The sequence below is a fragment of the Epilithonimonas arachidiradicis genome, from assembly GCF_003610695.1.
Classification (GTDB): domain Bacteria; phylum Bacteroidota; class Bacteroidia; order Flavobacteriales; family Weeksellaceae; genus Epilithonimonas; species Epilithonimonas arachidiradicis.
Genome location: NZ_RAQH01000008.1, coordinates 1 through 18,640, shown reverse-complemented (window position 1 = coordinate 18,640; position 18,640 = coordinate 1). Strand labels below are relative to the sequence as shown.

The 18,640-nt window shown below is 35.0% G+C and carries 17 protein-coding genes; 15 read left to right on the top strand and 2 right to left on the bottom strand.

Annotated elements, in window-relative coordinates:
- Positions 1 to 13 precede the first annotated feature (13 nt).
- Both rpsR and rplI read left to right on the top strand, forming a co-directional pair.
- Positions 14 to 316 (top strand): 30S ribosomal protein S18, encoded by a 303-nt coding sequence (rpsR, locus tag BXY58_RS12540; RefSeq protein WP_027382072.1) that lies wholly within the window; start codon positions 14 to 16, stop codon positions 314 to 316.
- Between the two features lie 164 nt (positions 317 to 480).
- Positions 481 to 984 (top strand): 50S ribosomal protein L9, encoded by a 504-nt coding sequence (rplI, locus tag BXY58_RS12535; RefSeq protein WP_120214211.1) that lies wholly within the window; start codon positions 481 to 483, stop codon positions 982 to 984.
- A 59-nt stretch (positions 985 to 1,043) separates the two neighbouring features.
- Here rplI and BXY58_RS12530 read toward each other — a convergent pair whose 3' ends face one another.
- A complete protein-coding gene (locus BXY58_RS12530; RefSeq protein ID WP_120214210.1) occupies positions 1,044 to 1,592 on the bottom strand; it encodes a thioredoxin family protein in 549 nt (182 codons plus the stop codon).
- Positions 1,593 to 1,679: 87 nt separating this feature from the next.
- On the opposite strand from BXY58_RS12530, the gene BXY58_RS12525 reads away from it, so the two are divergent.
- Genes BXY58_RS12525 through BXY58_RS12515 form a run of 3 tightly spaced genes read left to right on the top strand, consistent with a single transcriptional unit; the run spans position 1,680 to position 4,092 of the window.
- Positions 1,680 to 2,558: a lysophospholipid acyltransferase family protein gene (locus BXY58_RS12525; RefSeq protein WP_120214209.1), complete on the top strand. Its 879-nt coding sequence runs from the start codon at positions 1,680 to 1,682 to the stop codon at positions 2,556 to 2,558.
- Positions 2,559 to 3,536, top strand: coding sequence for a glycosyltransferase family 2 protein (locus BXY58_RS12520; protein ID WP_120214208.1), 978 nt, complete (start codon positions 2,559 to 2,561; stop codon positions 3,534 to 3,536).
- A gap of 1 nt (position 3,537) precedes the next feature.
- On the top strand, positions 3,538 to 4,092 hold the full coding sequence (locus BXY58_RS12515) for a 3'-5' exonuclease (protein ID WP_120214207.1): 555 nt from the start codon (positions 3,538 to 3,540) through the stop codon (positions 4,090 to 4,092).
- A 147-nt stretch (positions 4,093 to 4,239) separates the two neighbouring features.
- Here BXY58_RS12515 and apaG read toward each other — a convergent pair whose 3' ends face one another.
- Positions 4,240 to 4,623 (bottom strand): Co2+/Mg2+ efflux protein ApaG, encoded by a 384-nt coding sequence (gene apaG, locus BXY58_RS12510; protein WP_120214206.1) that lies wholly within the window; start codon positions 4,621 to 4,623, stop codon positions 4,240 to 4,242.
- Between the two features lie 154 nt (positions 4,624 to 4,777).
- On the opposite strand from apaG, the gene purB reads away from it, so the two are divergent.
- From purB to BXY58_RS12460, 10 genes are all read left to right on the top strand, one after another.
- On the top strand, positions 4,778 to 6,205 hold the full coding sequence (gene purB / locus BXY58_RS12505; RefSeq protein ID WP_120214205.1) for an adenylosuccinate lyase: 1,428 nt from the start codon (positions 4,778 to 4,780) through the stop codon (positions 6,203 to 6,205).
- 56 nt (positions 6,206 to 6,261) lie between these two features.
- Positions 6,262 to 7,380: a DUF4932 domain-containing protein gene (locus BXY58_RS12500; RefSeq protein ID WP_120214204.1), complete on the top strand. Its 1,119-nt coding sequence runs from the start codon at positions 6,262 to 6,264 to the stop codon at positions 7,378 to 7,380.
- Positions 7,381 to 7,431: 51 nt separating this feature from the next.
- Positions 7,432 to 11,121 carry a phosphoribosylformylglycinamidine synthase gene (locus BXY58_RS12495; protein ID WP_120214203.1) on the top strand — a complete coding sequence of 1,230 codons (3,690 nt, stop codon included), beginning with the start codon at positions 7,432 to 7,434 and terminating at the stop codon, positions 11,119 to 11,121.
- 134 nt (positions 11,122 to 11,255) lie between these two features.
- Complete coding sequence (locus BXY58_RS12490; protein ID WP_120214202.1) at positions 11,256 to 12,092, top strand: GLPGLI family protein; 837 nt, start codon at positions 11,256 to 11,258, stop codon at positions 12,090 to 12,092.
- Positions 12,093 to 12,182: 90 nt separating this feature from the next.
- On the top strand, positions 12,183 to 12,755 hold the full coding sequence (locus BXY58_RS12485; RefSeq protein WP_120214201.1) for an RNA polymerase sigma factor: 573 nt from the start codon (positions 12,183 to 12,185) through the stop codon (positions 12,753 to 12,755).
- A complete protein-coding gene (locus BXY58_RS12480; RefSeq protein ID WP_120214200.1) occupies positions 12,739 to 13,584 on the top strand; it encodes a HEAT repeat domain-containing protein in 846 nt (281 codons plus the stop codon). The genes BXY58_RS12485 and BXY58_RS12480 overlap by 17 nt, the downstream gene beginning before the upstream one ends.
- Positions 13,585 to 13,632: 48 nt before the next feature.
- Positions 13,633 to 14,421 (top strand): DUF4097 family beta strand repeat-containing protein, encoded by a 789-nt coding sequence (locus tag BXY58_RS12475; protein ID WP_147366845.1) that lies wholly within the window; start codon positions 13,633 to 13,635, stop codon positions 14,419 to 14,421.
- Positions 14,418 to 15,140 (top strand): DUF4097 family beta strand repeat-containing protein, encoded by a 723-nt coding sequence (locus tag BXY58_RS12470; RefSeq protein WP_120214198.1) that lies wholly within the window; start codon positions 14,418 to 14,420, stop codon positions 15,138 to 15,140. Before BXY58_RS12475 ends, BXY58_RS12470 begins: the two co-directional genes overlap by 4 nt.
- Positions 15,141 to 15,144: 4 nt before the next feature.
- Positions 15,145 to 15,528 carry a barstar family protein gene (locus BXY58_RS12465; RefSeq protein ID WP_120214197.1) on the top strand — a complete coding sequence of 128 codons (384 nt, stop codon included), beginning with the start codon at positions 15,145 to 15,147 and terminating at the stop codon, positions 15,526 to 15,528.
- A gap of 79 nt (positions 15,529 to 15,607) precedes the next feature.
- Complete coding sequence (locus BXY58_RS12460) at positions 15,608 to 18,505, top strand: AsmA-like C-terminal region-containing protein (protein WP_120214196.1); 2,898 nt, start codon at positions 15,608 to 15,610, stop codon at positions 18,503 to 18,505.
- Positions 18,506 to 18,640 lie beyond the last annotated feature (135 nt).

Below are 18,640 nucleotides of genomic sequence, written 5' to 3'. Positions count from 1 at the left end.
AAAATTTAAAATAATGGCAATAGACGATATGGCAAAACAGGCCTCTGCCGGGGGCGAATCGGAAGTAAAATTTCTTACTCCACTTGATATCAATACAAAATCTGAAAAGAAATATTGTAGATTCAAAAAATTCGGAATTAAGCACGTAGATTACAAAGATGCTGACTTCCTTTTACAATTCGTAAACGAACAAGGTAAAATCTTACCAAGAAGATACACAGGAACTTCTCTTAAATATCAAAGAAAAGTATCTGCTGCTATCAAAAGAGCAAGACACCTTGCTTTGATGCCTTACGTAGCGGATCTTTTGAAATAAGAAAAAATAATAAAAGAAGTGGGCTTGCCTGCTTCTTTTGTTGCTGAATAAATCAATTAATTCTAACGATTTAGATAAGAGATAAAAGATAAGAGATAAAAGATTTTTAAGTCTTGATTCTTGACTCTTTGTTCTTGGCTCTAAAACTAAAACGGACAACAACAATGGAAATTATCCTAAAAAAAGACGTAGAAAACTTAGGACTTGAGTTTGATACAGTAAACGTAAAACCAGGTTATGCAAGAAACTTCTTGATTCCTCAAGGTTTTGCATTATTAGCAACTCCAAAAAACAAAGCTCAATTAGAAGCTACTTTGGAATCTAGAAAAGAAGAAGAAGCTAAATTGGTTTCTGCTGCTAATGCTGTAGTAGATCAATTGAAAAAGACTTCTGTTACTATTCCTGCAAAAGTAGGTACTGGTGATAAATTATTTGGTTCTATCAACAATGCTGATCTTGCTGCTGCACTAGAAAAAGCTGGTGTAAGCGTTGATAAGAAGTATATCAAAATCCCTGGTAATACAATCAAGAGAACAGGTAAATTCTCTGCAGTGGTTAGACTTCACAGAAATGTTGAGTACAACTACGAGTTCGATATCGTTTCTGATGCTCCAGTAGTAGAAGCTGCTCCTGCTAAAAAAGAGGAAGCAAAATCTGAAGAAGCTTAATCAACAAAAAGACAAAATAAAAACCACTTCAAACGAAGTGGTTTTTTTATGAATATACTTTAGGACGTCTTAGATTTCCAAGTATTGAAGAACTCTTTTACCTTTTCCAAGCTATAGCCACTTCCCTCTTCCAAAACTGAACTATCTTGTGTGTGAATTTGTTTTCCATTTTCATCCAGAACTATGAAAACAGGATATCCAAATTTTCCACCAGGATCTCCGTAGCTTGCAAAGATTTTTTCATTCTTATTTTCTGGTGACCAGTTGAGATGATAATAGACATAATTTTTGTCGACTATTTGCTTCAACTCAGGTGTTTGCTGAACATAATTATTAAATCTTAAACACCAGATACACCAGTTCCCTCCCGCTTGGATTAAAACATTTTTATGTTCTTTCTTTGCCAATGCTATAGCATTTTTGATATCAGCTTCTGCATTAGCTTCCGGATGATAAGGTTTAGGCAATCTGGCCTTCTCTTCGGCGGCGGCTTTTTTCTTAGCTTCTATTTGCTCTTTGGTTAAAGTATTTTGATTAGTTTGAGCGTTTGTCAGAGAAAACAATAAAATTCCTCCCAAAAACAACAAACTCTTAACAGATTTTCTCATTATTCTTGATAATTGATTTTAATTAAACATCAAAGTTAATCAAAAATCCAGCCATTTTTCAGTATATTTGCCAATATTCATCATCCATTGAATCAATTTTTATTCAGCATATTATTACTAATTTCCAGATTACCGCTTAAGATATTATATTTTTTTTCAGATGTAATGTTCTTCATCAATTATTATATCATTGGTTACAGAAAAAAGGAAGTTCTGGAAAACTTAAAAAACTCCTTCCCGGAAAAATCGGATAAGGAGATTAATGATATTTCGAAAAAATTCTTTTCTAATTTTTGTGATTATCTGGCGGAGATGCTCAAGGCTTTTACCATTTCAGAAACCGAATCCAGAGTTAGAATGCAGCACCTGAATCAGGATCTTTTTCACGAGGCAAAAGCTGAAGGTAAAAACATCATTATGCTGTCCGGACACGTTTTTAACTGGGAATGGTTCAACGCTTTAGCAACATTGATTCCTCAAAAAGACTGTCATCCCGTTTACCGTAAAATGAGCAGCAGTTTTTGGGAAGAGAAGATCAAAATGATCAGGAACAGATTTAATAACAAATCCTTAGAAGCTAACGATGTCATCAAGCATATTTTCCGAAATCAAAATGATGGCAATTCAGCTTATATGTTTGTTGCCGATCAGACACCTAATGTTCACTCTGTAAATTACGGTCTCAAATTTCTGAATCAAAAAACACCTGCTTTTATTGGTTATGATAAACTATCCACAAGAATGGATATGGTTTTCATCTACTGCGAAATGAAGAAGGTAAAACGAGGATTTTATCAGGTTAATTATCACCGGATTTATCCGGACGGAGAAAAATTCGTTGAATATGAGGTAGTGAGAAAATTCCATAAATTGTTGGAGAATACGATCAGAAAAAATCCGGACAACTGGCTCTGGTCGCATAGAAGATGGAAATACAAAGATGCAATCAAAAACTATGATGAATAGATGACTGTCGCAATTGCTATACTCAACTGGAATGGTAAAAATTGGTTAAAAAAATTCTTGCCTTCCGTAATCAAATATTCTCAGGATACGGCAATCTATGTGATCGATAATGCATCAACAGACGATTCTATTAAGTTTTTAAAAACCAATTTTCCATCTGTTAAAATTGTTCAAAATATTTCAAATTCTGGTTTTGCAGCAGGTTACAATGAGGGTTTGAAATCTATTAATTCAGAAATCTATTGCCTTCTAAATTCTGACGTAGAAGTGACCGATAACTGGCTCTCTCCTATTATAGATCTATTTTCTCAAGATAAAAACATTGCAGCGGTTCAGCCAAAAATTCTGGATTACAATCAAAAAAACAAATTTGAATTTGCTGGTGCCGGCGGTGGTTTGATAGATAATTTGGGTTATCCATATTGCAGAGGTCGTATATTTGATGACGTAGAAACCGATAGCGGTCAATACGATGATGAGACCGAAATCTTCTGGGCATCGGGTTGTTCATTATTTATCAGATCAGAAGACTTTTGGAATATGAACGGTTTTGACGAAAGATTTTTTGCACATCAGGAAGAGATTGACCTTTGCTGGAGATTGAAGAATGCTGGAAAAAAAATCTATTATACCGGAAAGTCTACAGTCTATCACGTAGGAGGTGGAACACTTAATAAACAAAATCCGAGAAAAACTTTTCTCAACTTCAGGAATAATTTGACAATGCTTGTTAAAAATCTTCCCTTTTATCAAGTAGTTCCTGTTATATTTGCAAGATTAGTACTTGATGGTTTTGCAGGTTTATATTTTGGATATAAAAACGGATGGTCACATCTCTGGGCAGTCCTGAAAGCTCATTTTGCATTTTATGCTGAGATTCCTCACTCTTTAAAATTAAGACAAAAGCATCAAATCAAAATCTATTATCAATCAAAATGGTTGATATTTAAGCATTTCTTAGGCTCAAAAAATCAATAAGATGGATTTTATCGCACTCGATTTTGAAACCGCTACACACGAGAAAAATTCTGCTTGCGAGCTGGGCATTTGTATTGTGGAAAATGGTCAGATCAAAGAAACCAAATCTTGGTTGATCAAGCCGCCATCTTTCCCCTATTTTAACCATCATAATGTTGCAGTTCATGGCATTACACCAGAAGATGTGCAGTATGCTCCCACTTTTTCAGACGTTTGGTATGAGATAGAAGATCTTTTGTACGGCAATCTTTTGATCGCTCACAATGCTGCTTTCGATGCGAATGTCTTGCGTGGTTGCCTGGATCATTACGGCTTTTTCAAACCCAATATCAACTATCTGTGTAGTATCGGTGTTGCTAAAAAGGCTTGGAAAGATTTGAAAAGTTATGGACTTAGAAGTCTTGCGGATCATCATCAGATCAATTTCAATCATCATCGTGCAGATGCCGATGCAGAAGTGTGTGCCAAAATCTCTCTTTTGAGTTTTGAAAGACTGATGATTACAAGAACTGATGAAATCAAAGACGTTTTCAGCAAAAGAATTAAAATTTTATAGAACGATGTAAGCAGCTATTTAACATTCTTTGAAAGTAATTATTATTTTTTCATCGATTCAAATAAAAAAATAATAATTTGAGATAAGTTAAGTTACGCTTCGTTAATTTTAATATTTCCTTCTAAATTCAACATTGTTTTGCAAGGATCAATTGCTTAATACTTCCGAAACCAAATTGAATTTAGGAATTGTAACATTAAAAGTTTCCTTGTTAGAATTTTCAAAAGTGTAGAAACCTTCCATATTTCCAACGCCTGATTTTAGAATAACATTGGAAAAATAAGTAAAAGTATCGCCAGCTTCTAGAATTGGAGTCAGACCAATAACGCCTGCTCCTTCAACTTCAGTAAAACCAAATCCTAAATCATAGATCATCCATTTTCGGGTAAGTAATTTAACTGGTTGATTTCCCAGGTTTTGAATTTCAATATTATACCGAAAAACAAACCGGTTTTCAGATGGATAACTGTTGAAATTATCATATTCTGTGGTAACACTGACTTTGATTTCTGATGTAATCTTCGAGACCATTTTATTAGATTTAGTAGAGAAAATACAAATATCCCGCCGAACCTTTGATGAGAAAATGAGGATAAAGTTAAATCCTGTTTTCAATAAATAATTTGATTTTACGCAATCGGTTAATTTTCTTAAATTTGTGTTATCTAAAAAAGTAAAAAAAGAAATGAATTCCTACAAAAATCCATTGGAAGAGCGCTATTCCAGTGAAGAAATGTTGTTTAATTTTTCGCATAACAACAAGTTCCAAAACTGGAGAAAGCTTTGGATTGCCCTTGCTGAAATCGAAAAAGACCTTGGCCTTGAAATCACAGACGAGCAAATCGCTGAATTAAAAGCCAATGCCGAAAACATCGATTATGAAAAAGCCGCCGAATATGAAAAAAAATTCAGACACGATGTAATGGCACACGTTCACGCTTACGGTGATGTAGCGCCTTCTGCAAAAGGAATTATTCACTTGGGAGCAACTTCGGCGTTTGTAGGAGATAATACAGATTTAATTCAAATTCGTGACGGACTTTTAATCTTAAAGAAAAAGTTGGTGAACGTGATGAAAAACTTAGCAGATTTTGCAATTCAATATAAAGATCTTCCAACGTTAGGTTTCACCCACTTCCAGCCGGCTCAGTTAACGACTGTTGGAAAAAGAGCAACACTTTGGTTACAAAGTTTAGTTTTAGACATCGAAGAACTTGATTTCTTCTTAGAAACATTAAGATTCAGAGGAGTAAAAGGAACAACAGGAACTGCAGCAAGTTTCTTAGAACTTTTCAATGGAGATTATTCTAAAGTAAAACACTTAGATAAAGAATTGTCAAAAAGATTCGGTTTCGAAAAGGTTTTCGGAGTTTCCGGACAAACTTATGACAGAAAAATTGATGCTAAAGTGGTAGCTTTATTAGGAAATATAGCTCAGTCAGCACATAAATTTACAAACGATTTACGTTTACTTCAAAATCTTAAGGAGATTGAAGAACCATTCGAGAAAAACCAGATCGGTTCATCGGCAATGGCTTACAAGCGTAACCCGATGAGAAGCGAAAGAATCGGAGCGTTGGCAAAATATGTAATGTCTTTAACGACAAGTTCTGCAATGGTGGCTTCAACTCAATGGTTTGAAAGAACTTTGGACGATTCTGCAAACAAGAGATTAACAATTCCTCAGGCGTTTTTAGCAGTTGATGCAATTCTATTGATCTGGAACAACATTATGAACGGAATCGTAGTGTATCCGAACAGAATCAACAAGCATATTATGGAAGAACTGCCGTTTATGGCGACGGAATACATCATTATGGAAGAGGTAAAAGCTGGTGGCGACCGTCAGGAAATCCACGAAGTAATCAGAGTTCATTCTATGGAAGCTTCCAAAAAAGTGAAAGAAGAAGGAAAAGAAAATGACTTGATCGAAAGAATTTTAAATGACGATTCTTTAAAATTAGATAAATCAAAACTAAAAGAAGTTCTAGATCCTAAAAACTTTATCGGCTTTGCACCGATTCAGACGGAAGAATTCATTGCCAATGAAGTTCAGCCAATTATTGAGGCAAACAAAGATCTGATAGGATTAGAGGCTGATCTTAAAGTATAAATATTGTGCAGTCTTTTCGGGCTGCATATTTTTTTAAAATTATACCTAAATTATTTATGACCAGAACGATTATTTCAGTTTTATTGATTTTAATCTGTCTCTTTTCAAAGGCTCAGGACAGAATTAATTTTACTGAAAAATTCAAAAAAGAGAATCAGGGAAAGTATAAAATTGAAATCAATGAGGCAAAGGAATTGATTCATATAATGCTGGCAATTACCAAATCCGGATTGGAAAATAATGATATGATTCAGCAGGAAGGTGTTTATTATAAAGATGTCATCTCATATTTTAAACCTTTTAAAGATGAAAAGATCATCAAAACTTTCGACTCTTTGCTGGTTGCTTCACCCTACAATTATATTTTTTTAACGGGAAATGGTATTTCCTATGATTTTAAAGGTGAGAAGCTCGTCAAAAATGAAATATTTGTCTTCCCGGCAACTGGTGTTTCAGGTATTAAAATCACTGAAAACCCAATTACGACTTACAAAAAAGAAATTGAAGATTTTGCGGTAAAATCTAAGTTCAGAGAATTTTACAAAAAACAGAAGCCGTACTATTCTCAAATTATTTCCGATTATGATAGAAAAGCTAATCTGGGCAAACAGTGGAAATGGCTGGAGAAAAATTTTAAAACCAAAATCAACAGCTACATCATCTTCTGTTCACCACTCATCAACAGTTTGAATTATACCGGAGATTTTGACAACAATAATTTTAAGCTGATCTATATGGTTTTGCCACCGCTTGATAACTTTGAAAAACTTTCGGAGCTTCAAAATGAGCTGTTCAATACAAGAGTGATGTTTACTGAGATTGACCACAATTATGTAAAAGCACCAAGTATCGCAAACAAAGAAGCTATTGATCAGTATTTTAAAGACAGGAAGATATGGACAGACGAAAATACAGAAGGCATTTTTGCCTATCCAAATCCGGTAAAAGTATTCGATGAATATATGACATATGGCGTTTTTGTTTTGTTCTGTGAAGACAATTATGATCAGAAAAATTTCCTTGAAACTAAGCAAAGCATCATTGCGCTGATGAAAGAAAGAGGTTTTCCGAAAATGCAGGAATTTACAGACAAGCTGCTGAAAGTTCGTGCAGAAAACCGTGATAAAAAAATTGATGATTGGTATCCCGAATTTTTAAAACAATTCGCTGAATAAAAAATAAATCTAATAAAATCCTGAACTTCGGTTCCTGAATCTAATAAAAAAATGAACAAAAGAATTTTCGTAGAAAAAAGAGGAATTTTCGATGTGGAAAGTCCAAAAATTTTTGATGAAGTAAAAGCGGTGGTTCCGTCTATCCAAAGCGTAAAAGTATACAACGTTTACGATATTTTTGGATTAAACGATGGTGAATTTGAAAAAGTAGTGAACAGCACTTTTGTGGATCCGGTTACTGATATTTTAATCGAAGAAAATCCTGCACAGGGAATTCATTTCGCCTTAGAATTTTTGCCAGGTCAATACGATCAGCGTGCAGATTCTGCTCAACAGTGTATTGCTTTATTGACTGGAAATGAGAAGTCTAAAGTGAGAAGTGGGAAACTAATTGAATTTGAAGGTGTTTCTGAATCTGATTTAGCAAAAATAAAAGACCTTTTAATCAATAAAGTGGAATCTCAGGAAAAAGATCTGTCAATTTTAGATATTCCTGCGGAAGAAACGCCATCAAAAGTTATTGTTCACGAAAACTTCATCAATTTTGATGATGCTCAGCTTGAAGAATTCTTTAATAAGCACGGTTTTGCGTTAGGTTTGGATGATTTGAAATTCATTCAGGAATATTTTAAATCGGAACAAAGAAATCCTACGGAAACGGAACTAAAAGTTTTAGACACGTATTGGAGTGACCACTGCCGTCACACAACATTTGAAACTGAGTTGTCAAATATTGAATTTGAAGGACAGTTCAAACATACATTGGAAACTATTTTCAATGATTATATCGAAAAAAGAAAATTCTTAGGTCGCGAATTGAAACCGATCTCTTTAATGGATCTGGCGACAGTTTGCGGAAGATATTTCCATAAAACAGGCAATTTGGAGAACTTGGTGGTTTCTGATGAAATCAACGCGTGTACTATCCAAATCGAAGCTGAATATGATGGTAAAAAAGAGCCTTGGTATTTATTATTCAAAAACGAAACACACAATCACCCGACAGAAATTGAGCCTTTTGGTGGGGCTTCAACGTGCTTAGGAGGAGCGATCAGAGATCCTTTGTCTGGGCGTTCTTTCGTTTTCCAGGCAATGAGATTAACGGGTGCGGCTGATGTGTTGGAATCTGTTGATAAAACATTACCGGGCAAATTACCTCAAAAAACAATCACAAAACAGGCTGCGAACGGATATTCTTCTTATGGTAACCAAATCGGTTTGGCGACTACAATGGTTTCTGAAATCTACGATGAGGGGTACAAAGCGAAAAGAATGGAAGTTGGTTTCGTTGCCGGAGCAGTTCCTGTAGACTGGGTAAGACGTGAAAAACCTGAAGCTGGTGATTCTATCATCATTTTAGGTGGTGCGACTGGTCGCGATGGTGTTGGTGGAGCAAGCGGAAGTTCGAAAGAACAGGACGAAACTTCTATCCACACGATGAGTTCTGAAGTTCAGAAGGGAAATGCCGTTGAAGAACGTAAAATCCAGAGATTATTCAGAAATCCTGAAGTAACGAGGTTGATTAAAAAATCTAACGACTTCGGAGCGGGTGGAGTTTCTGTAGCTATCGGTGAAATTGCTGATTCTTTGGAAGTTAACTTAGATGTTTTACCTTTAAAATATGAAGGCCTGAACGGAACCGAGCTTGCTATCTCCGAATCTCAGGAAAGAATGGCGGTTGTTGTCGAACCAAAAGATAAGGAACAGTTCATCAAGTTCTGTGAAGCTGAAAATATTGTGGCTGTTGAGGTAGCAAAAGTAACCGATTCAGGAAGAATGCAGATGTTCTGGAAAGGCGATAAAATTGTTGACCTTTCAAGAGAATTCCTAGATACGAACGGCTGTTCAAAAAGTCAGGAAGTTAAAATTACTCACCTTAATGAAGTAAAAGAAGAAACTCCGACATTCAATGAAGAGAATTTCTTAAAAATATTAAGCGATAAAAATGTAGCTTCTCAAAAAGGTTTGCTGGAAATGTTTGATTCATCGATTGGTGCAACTACGGTTGCGATGCCTTTAGGTGGAAAATATCAGCAGACTTTGATGGAAGGAAGTGTTCAGACATTACCGATCATCGGAGCAAAAGATATTGAAACGGTTTCTTTGGCGAGTTGGGGATTTGATGCAGAAATTTCTAAGCAGAATTCTTTGTTGGGAGCTTCTTATGCGGTGGTAGAAAGTGTTGCAAAAATCGTTGCAATGGGTGGCGATTACAAAAATATCAGATTCAGTTTCCAGGAATATTTTGAAAAATTAGGCCAGAATCCTGAAAAATGGGGTAAACCTTTGGCTTCTCTTTTGGGAGCTTATGATGCTCAGATCAACTTTGGTTTGGCTGCGATCGGAGGTAAGGATTCAATGAGTGGAACGTATCAGGATCTGAATGTTCCGCCAACATTGATTTCTTTCGCTTGCGCAAACGGAGAAAAGAAAAATATTATCTCTCCTGAATTTAAAGGTGAAGGAAATAAAGTCTATTTCTTTAATCATATCGCTCAGGAAAACGGACTTCCGAATTATGATGCTTTAAAAAATATTTATGAATTTATTTTCGAAAATATCAAAGCCGGAAAAATCGTTTCTGTAAAAACCGTGAAAGAAGGCGGAGTTGCAGTTGCTTTGGCTAAAATGAGCTTCGGAAACAGGTTAGGCGCTGAAATTACAGTTGATGAATATGTTTTATTAGCTAAAAATATCGGTAGCTTAATTATTGAATCTAAAGAAGAATTAAGCTCTGTCAATCTTCAATTAATTGGAGAAGTTGTTGCAGATGAAGTTCTAACCATCAACAATCAACCAACAACCATCCACAAACTTTTGGCTGCAAACACCAATACATTTGAAAATCTTTTCCCAACCATTGAAAAAGAAAAAATTACGGTTGCCATTGATGAAAAATTAAATTCAATCAACCCAAGAAATATCATCATCAAAAAACACGGAATCGCTCAGCCAAAAGTATTCGCACCGGTTTTCCCTGGAACAAACTGTGAGTATGATACGTTGAACGCTTTCGCAAAAGAAGGCGCTGCAATTAGCAGTTTACCTTTGATCAATATCAATCACCAGTTATTGGATGAAAGTATTGATGCTTGGGTAGAAGAAATCAAAACTTCTCAGATTTTAGCTTTCTCAGGAGGTTTCTCTGCAGGTGATGAGCCGGATGGTTCTGCAAAATTCATTGTCAATGTTTTGAAAAACGAGAAAATGAGAAATGCGGTTCACGAATTGCTTGATAGAGACGGAATGATTATCGGGATCTGTAACGGTTTCCAGGCATTAGTTAAATCAGGGCTTTTGCCTTACGGAAGAATAAAAGATCTGGATGAAAATTCTCCGACGTTGGCTCACAACGCGATCAGAAGACATATTTCTCAGATGGTGAATGTAAGAGTTGTGAATGACGAATCGCCTTGGTTGAAAGGAATGAAAGACCAGGTGTTCACGATTCCGATTTCTCACGGGGAAGGTCGTTTTATGGCTTCGGAAGCGGAAATTCAGAAGTTGTATGAAAACGGACAGATTGCAACACAATATTTAGATTTAGAAGGAAACATCGCTCACGGAATGCCGTTCAACCCAAATAATTCATTGTTCGGAATTGAAGGCGTTACCAGTCCAGATGGAAAAATATTCGGTAGAATGGGTCACCCTGAACGTTTTGCAGAAGGTTTAATGAAAAATATTCCGACTGCGAATTACCACAATATCTTCAAAAATGGAGTGGAGTATTTTAAATAAGCTTTTAGTTTAGTTACTCAAATAACAATAAAAGGAAAATGACTGTCATTATTGGCAGTCATTTTTTTTGACAAATTGCAACATTTTTTCAATTCCTGAATCTTAATAATAGTAAGACCATCAAAAACTATTATATGAAACTTAAACAATTATTAAGCTTATCTGCATTTATCAGTTCCATTGCAATATTTTCCCAATCGTATAAAATCATTTACGATTTCAAATGGAAAACCGAAGAACATTCCAAAGATTATAATTCGGAATTAACTGTTTTATTAAAAAATGAAGATAAATCTTATTTCGAATCCTTAGCAAAATTTAAATATGATTCTATAAAAACAAATCTTGTCAATCAGGGAAGCAGAAGTTTTCCAGCTCCAAAGCAACAATGGAAATTACAGACTTTAATTTCAAAAGATTTAAAATCTCAGGCGACGATTGCTGAGGAAAATTTCTTCGATAAAGTTTATCTGACGACGTATCACTGCAAACCGGAATGGAAAATTCTGCAAGAAAAAAACAAGCTGTTCAACTATAACGTACAAAAAGCGGAAACGAATTTTGGAGGCAGAAAATGGATTGCTTGGTTTACCAATGAAATTCCAATTAGTGATGGACCATATAAGTTTTTCGGATTACCTGGTCTCATCCTGAAAATAGCAGATTCTAAAGAGAATTTTATTTTCGAAATCAAAGGACTTACAAAAGAACAAAACAATATTGAGGGAAGAAATGCATACACTGCGAAAGTGAATTTTACTCCAAAGCAATGGGAAACTTTCTGGAGCAAATATCAAAAAGATCCTTCGATGATTTTTGCTAATCTCAATTCTCCTAATAATACTTTTACTTACGTCTATCACGGCCTCAGCGTAGATAGCAAAGAAGCTAAAGAAATGTACAACAAAACCGAAAAAGAAAAAATCGATATTTTAAAAAACCCTATTGAAACCAAATCCTGTGAACAATAATTAAAAAAATCAGAAAAAAATATAAAAAACTGCAACATTTGGAATTGGTTTGCGTCTATTATATAGAACCATAAAAAACCGAATAACTTTTTGAAGACAACAACAGAAAATATCAGTGACAAAGAATTGTTGGAACGGTGCAGTTCCGGGGACAATTCGGGGTATTCTCTACTCTATCATCGTTATTCTAAAGCTGTTTTCAATTCGGTGTTCCGTCTTGTGAATGACCGGGAAGATGCGGAAGATATTCTTCAGGAAGTTTTTGTAAAAGCTTTTTCTGAAATCAAATCCCTGAAAAATGTAGAAAGTTTCGGAGGTTGGATTGAGCGAATCGCTATCAATCAATCGCTCAATTATCTTCGGAAAAATAAAATCTATTTTACTGAAATTGAAGATGATAAAATATTGGACATAGAAGATGACGAGTTGGAAGCCAAGTTGGCTATGGAATCTCGTGTAAAAGAACTTCAAAACATTATCGCAGGATTTCCTCTGCAGACCAGAACAATTATTAACCTTTATCTGTTCGAGGAAATGCCACAGGAAGAAATAGCAAAAGTTTTAAATATTCCGCACGGAACAGTAAGAAGTTATTACCATCGTGCTAAAAAGAAAATTTTTGAGAAATTAAATCCAAAACACTACAATGAAAGATTCGCTTAAAAAATATATTAATGACCATCGAGATGAATTTGACAATCTCGAAGCTCCGGATGAAATGTTTGACAAAATAATGTCCAAGCTGGATAGCTCTACTCCATCTGTTGAGAAAACACATACGATATTTTCTATGAAAAATTGGTCTATTGCAGCTTCAATTGTGATTATTTTAAGTTTAGGAATCTTTAGTTTAAATAAAGAAAAAGAAATTAATAAAACTATTGCTTTAACTCAGGAGAAAATAAAAACTAGAGATGAAGATTTTGTTGATATTTTAAATCAAAAAAATGAATTAATAACTGCAAAAATCAAGACTACAAAACAGGAAGCTGTAAGTAAAGTTCTCGCAAGTAATAGTTCTAATCATTCAAAAGAATCAATAAAAGACCAAGATTTTGTACCGAATTATGATATTGAGGATAAAAATTATTTTGATAAAACAAATGCAATAGAATTGATGGATAACCAATTTTCTGCCAGTTCCAGATTGCAAGGGATTGCTTTGGTAAAGAATTTATCAGATTATGATTCAAATTTAATCAATCTACTTTCTGAAAAAGCAATCTCAGACGAAAACACAAACGTAAGGTTGGCAGCGATTTCAGCCTTAGAAACACAAAAACAAAATCCGGTTATAACAGATAAAATTCAACAAATTTTTGTTCAGCAAAATGACCCAATGGTGCAAAAAGAATTAATTTCTTTCTTGGCTGAAAAACAATCATCTGAACTCAGTTCTGAAGTTAACACAAAACTTTTAGCACTCGCTAAAGACCCAACAACAGCAAAATTTGTAAAAGACGAAGCATATGCTGTAATAATGAAATTTTAAAAGCTTTTAAATAAATAAACTCAGTAAATTATTAACAAATTAAACATTATGCAAAAGATATATTTAATCATATTTGCTTTGATGACGGTTTCCTTCCAAGCGCAGGAAAATTCAACAAAAGAAAATACGAAGACATACAAAGTCAATAAAAGCAAAGGAAAATTGCTTGTCAACCTTGGAAAAGTAACGGTTGAAGGTTACAAAGGCAATGAAGTCATTTTCTCTTTGGAAGATAAAGTTCCTACAGAAGATAAACGTGCAGAAGGACTTCAGGCAATCAATGCTTTAGGACTTGTAGATAATACTGGCCTTGGAATCAATGTTTCGGAAAAAGACGGTATTTTAGAAGTTAATCCATTGAAAAAAATCTCAGCTCCATCTATTAAAATATTGATTCCTGAGAATGTGATTGTTTCATTTAAACATCAATCGCAATACGGTGGAAAAGTGGTTTTCAAAAATATGCAGAATGAAATCGAAATTGCTGCGACTTACAATAATGTACAGTTAGAAAACATTACTGGACCGGCGACTGTAAAATCTATCTATGGCAATGTGGAAGCGGTTTTCAGCCAAAATGTAAAAGGTCCATTATCCATTATTTCGGTTTATGGACACGCAGATGTCAGCCTTCCAAAATCGGTAAAAGCAAACCTTAAAGCGACAACTTCTTACGGAGAAATCTATATTTCGCCAGATTTTAAAATTGAGCAAGAGAAGAAAACAGAAGATGATCTAGTTCGTTTTGGTAATGACCTTATCGGAAAAGTTAATGGCGGCGGAACGGATATAGAAGTTCGTTCAGATTACAGTAAAATCTATTTGAGAGCAAAATGAAAAAGCTGATCATTTTTGTAATGGTTTACGTTTTCGGAAACATTACAGCGCAAACAACGATTAACAGAAGTTTTTCAACGACTAAAAACCAGAACATCTCTTTGAAATTTGATTATCCTCAATTGATTAAAATAAGCACTTGGGACAAAGACGAAGTTCAGATTTCGGGAACTGTCAACATTAATGACAACGAAAACAATGGAGCTTTTCAAATCAAAGAATCAAAAGATGGAAACGCTCTTCTTATCGAAGGAAACGTATCTGAAATAGACAAACTTCCACATAGAATAGCGGTTCATAAAGGACAAGAAAAACTAACTTTTAAATCCAAAGAAGATTATCAACAATATTCAAAAGCCAACGGAGCAACTTTCAACACGATGTCCAGCGGCGTTGATATGAATATTGAATTAGAAATCAAAGTTCCGAAATATCTTAAAACTCAAATCGAAGCAAAATATGGCTTGGTAGAAGTGAAAAATTTTGGCGGAGAAATCAGTGTTAATGCACCTTTTGGCGGTATAGATGCTACCATTGCAGAAAAAAACACAGGAAAGCTTTCGGCAGAAACATATTTTGGACAAATCTACTCTAATTTGGATACCAAATTTGACGGGAAAGATTCGGATGATTTTCATACCTTAGTGACTACAACATTAGGAAACGGACCACAATACAGTCTTGAATCCAAATATGGAAATATCTATCTAAGGAAATAATTGAATGAAAAACGAAATCAATAATAACAAAATGACTGTCATCAATGGCAGTCATTTTTCGAATCTGGAGGGTTTCTATGGAGAAATTTCCCAGCTTTTTATGAAAGATGAAGATTGGAAAGTCGGGACATTGGACGGTTTTGATGATGTTTTATATGGATTTCGCGGCGAAATTATCTGGAAAAATTCCCAAAAGTCGAGAGAAGATTTAGGCTTTGATTCAACCAAAGAATTCTACGAAAATAAAATTCAAATCGGAAAACCTTTCAACGTAGAATTAATTCAGCAAAAACTGGATGAATTGATCGATGGAAAAGGGCAAACTTTATTCGAAATTTTAATTGAAATTATTAGGTCGCATCAAAACATCAATCTGACATTAGCATAAAAGACAGCAAAATAACTATCAAATTAGTAACTATTTTCATTTAGCACAATCTTTGAATTATTCCGAAAAATTCAAGTTTATGAGTGCGGTTAATGTAAAAACGATATTGCTTAAAATATTAAAATGGTTGGGAATTACCATCGCTTCTATCCTATTTTTAATGTTCATCATCCCGATTTTATTTCCGGGAACCATTTCCCAACAGGTTAAGATTTTTGCGAACAAGCATCTAGCCGGAGAATTGGATTATAAGAAAACGCATCTTACTTTTTTCCGTCACTTCCCTTCTCTCACGGTTTCCGTAGACGATTTTTTGTTGAAAGGTTCTAAACCTTTTGAGCAGGATACACTTCTCTCAGCGAAAGAAGTTGCAGTTGGAATTAATCTGAAAAATCTGATTTTTGATAGAGAAGTTAAAATCGATGAAATTTATGTTAACGATGCAATGGCCAATGTTTTCGTCAATTCTAAAGGTGAAGCTAATTATAATGTTTATGTTTCCAAACCATCTGAGAAACCAAGAGATACAACCGGAACAGGTGCGTCTATCAAATTAGATTTAATCAAACTGAAAAACTGGAATATCAAATATAATGACCACGCAGCCAACGTTTTGGTCAACGCTAAAGGTCTTAACTATACCGGAAGAGGTGGATTGAGCGAAGATATTTTCGATTTGGAGACCGATTTGGATATTGATAAAGTTGATTTTGCTTTGAACAGAATCTGGTATGCACAACAAAAAACATTACACGCAGATTTGATTACGAGAATCAACACCAATGCATTGACGTTTGTGCTGAGAAAAAATGAGCTAAGAATCAATAAACTTCCTCTCAAATTCACAGGTTTTGTGAGTATTTTGAAGGATGGATATAATCTTAATATAAATGCGGCTTCTGAGAAAACGACGATTCGGGATATGATTTCGATTTTGCCTCCTCAATATCTGGATTGGGCAAAAGACACTAAAATTGAGGGAAACAGCGATTTGTTTTTCAGTTTGAAAGGTCGATTCAGTGAACCAAAAAATTTGAAGCCAGATTTGAAAGCCAGTCTTAAGGTTAATAATGGTTTTGTTTCCAACAGCAACGCACCAGTTCCAATGAACAATCTGAATATGGATTTGAATGTCGATTTACCATCGTTGGATACCGAAAAACTCCTACTCGATTTGAGAACTTTGAGTTTTGATTTGGGTAAGAATAACAGCTTTCGTGCAGTTGTGAAAACGCAAGGATTGAACGAAATGAAAGTCAATGCCAATATAAAAGGTGCGGTTGATTTGGCAACTTTGGATGCCGCTTTAGGTTTAAAGGATATCGAATTAAAAGGTTTAATGAATACTGATATTCAGTCAAATGGGATTTTCAGTTTAGACAAAAAATTATTCCCAAAAACTAAAGGTTATTTTAAACTGAAAAATGGCTGGCTGAAAACGAAATATTATCCAAATCCAATTCAGAACATCAATATTTTAGCGAATATTCATAATACCGACGGAACATTTAAAAGTTTGGGTGTGAAGCTCGACCCTTTTAAATTTGATTTTGAAGGCAATCCGGTTTTCGTGAATGCAAATTTGCAGGATTTCGAAGATTTATTATACAAAGTCAGAGCAAAAGGAACATTGAATGTTGGCAGAATCTACAAAGTTTTCAAAAAAGAAGGTTTGGATATCAGCGGATTGATTATGGCAGATTTATCACTCAACGGACGACAAAGTTATGCGACAACCGGACAATACAGCAAGCTTGATAACAGAGGTACTCTAATCTTAAAAAATATCAAAGCCACAACCGAATATCTTCCGAAATCATTCTATATCAAAGAAGGGAATTTCGAATTTGAAAATGAGAAAATGTGGTTCAGAAAATTCTATGGTAATTACGGAAAATCCGATTATTCACTCAATGGATATTTATTGAATACCATCAATTATTTCATCGAAAGAAAAGGAACTTTGCACGGCAGATTTCATTTGAAATCCAATTATATTTTGGTAGATGAATTTATGGCGCTGAAAGAAGGTGATAATACAGACAAATCCCTTGCAGTAACCTATGCGAAGGAAGAACATCCGAAAAGCAGCGGCGTTGTAATTGTGCCGGCCAATCTAGACGTTTCTTTGGAAGCTAATGCCAAAAAAGTTGAGTTCAAAGGACTTGGATTGAATAATCTTGCAGGCTTGGCTACGGTAACAAAAGGTGAAATCTACTTAAAAAATACAACATTTGATATCATCGGAAGCCGAATGGGAATCGATGCACGATATCAGAATGAATCCCCAATTACTGCCAACTATGATGTGGCTTTGAAGGTCGATAACTTCGATGTTCAGAGAGCTTACAAAGAAATTGATATGGTGCGTGAAATGGCGACCGCTGCAAAAGATGTGAAAGGCGTGGTAACGCTAGACTATAAACTGAAAGGCGATTTCGATGCCAATATGAAACCAATTTATCCATCATTAGAAGGTGGAGGAAACGTGAATCTACGAGATGTGGAAGTCAAAAACCTAAAAATGCTTTCCGCAGTTGGCGACAATATTGGAGCGAATGCCTTTGATAATCCGGATATGAAAGGCGTTGACATCAAAACGAGTATCAATAATAACCTGATTCACGTGGAGCCGTTTACCTTCAAAGTTTCTGTTCTGAGACCTACGATTAGCGGAACTACTAGTTTCAATGGTTTGCTGGATTTCCGAGTGAGAGTCGGATTACCGCCAGCTGGCTGGATTGGATTCCCTGTTGTGGTTACGGGAACACACGAGAAACCGAAAATCAAGATCTTCAGCAAAACCGGACAAGGCATCGTAGAAGCTTTGTATAACACCAAATCAAACAAAGTCATCCGCGAAGAAAAACGAGCCGAAAAAAAATCTCGAGCTCAACAACGAAAGGATAAACGTGCTCAGGAAAAGAATGCAGAAAATGCAGAAAAGCAGATTGATAAAGATTTGAAGAAGAAATAAAGTGAAAGCTCCATTGATTGGAGCTTTTTATTTACTAAATTGTGCTATAACAATAGATTCGCTACAAATTAACAGAGGGTTTTCTTAGCCATAAAAGATACCGGAAATAAAAAGAGGAGACCTTTTTGGGTCTCC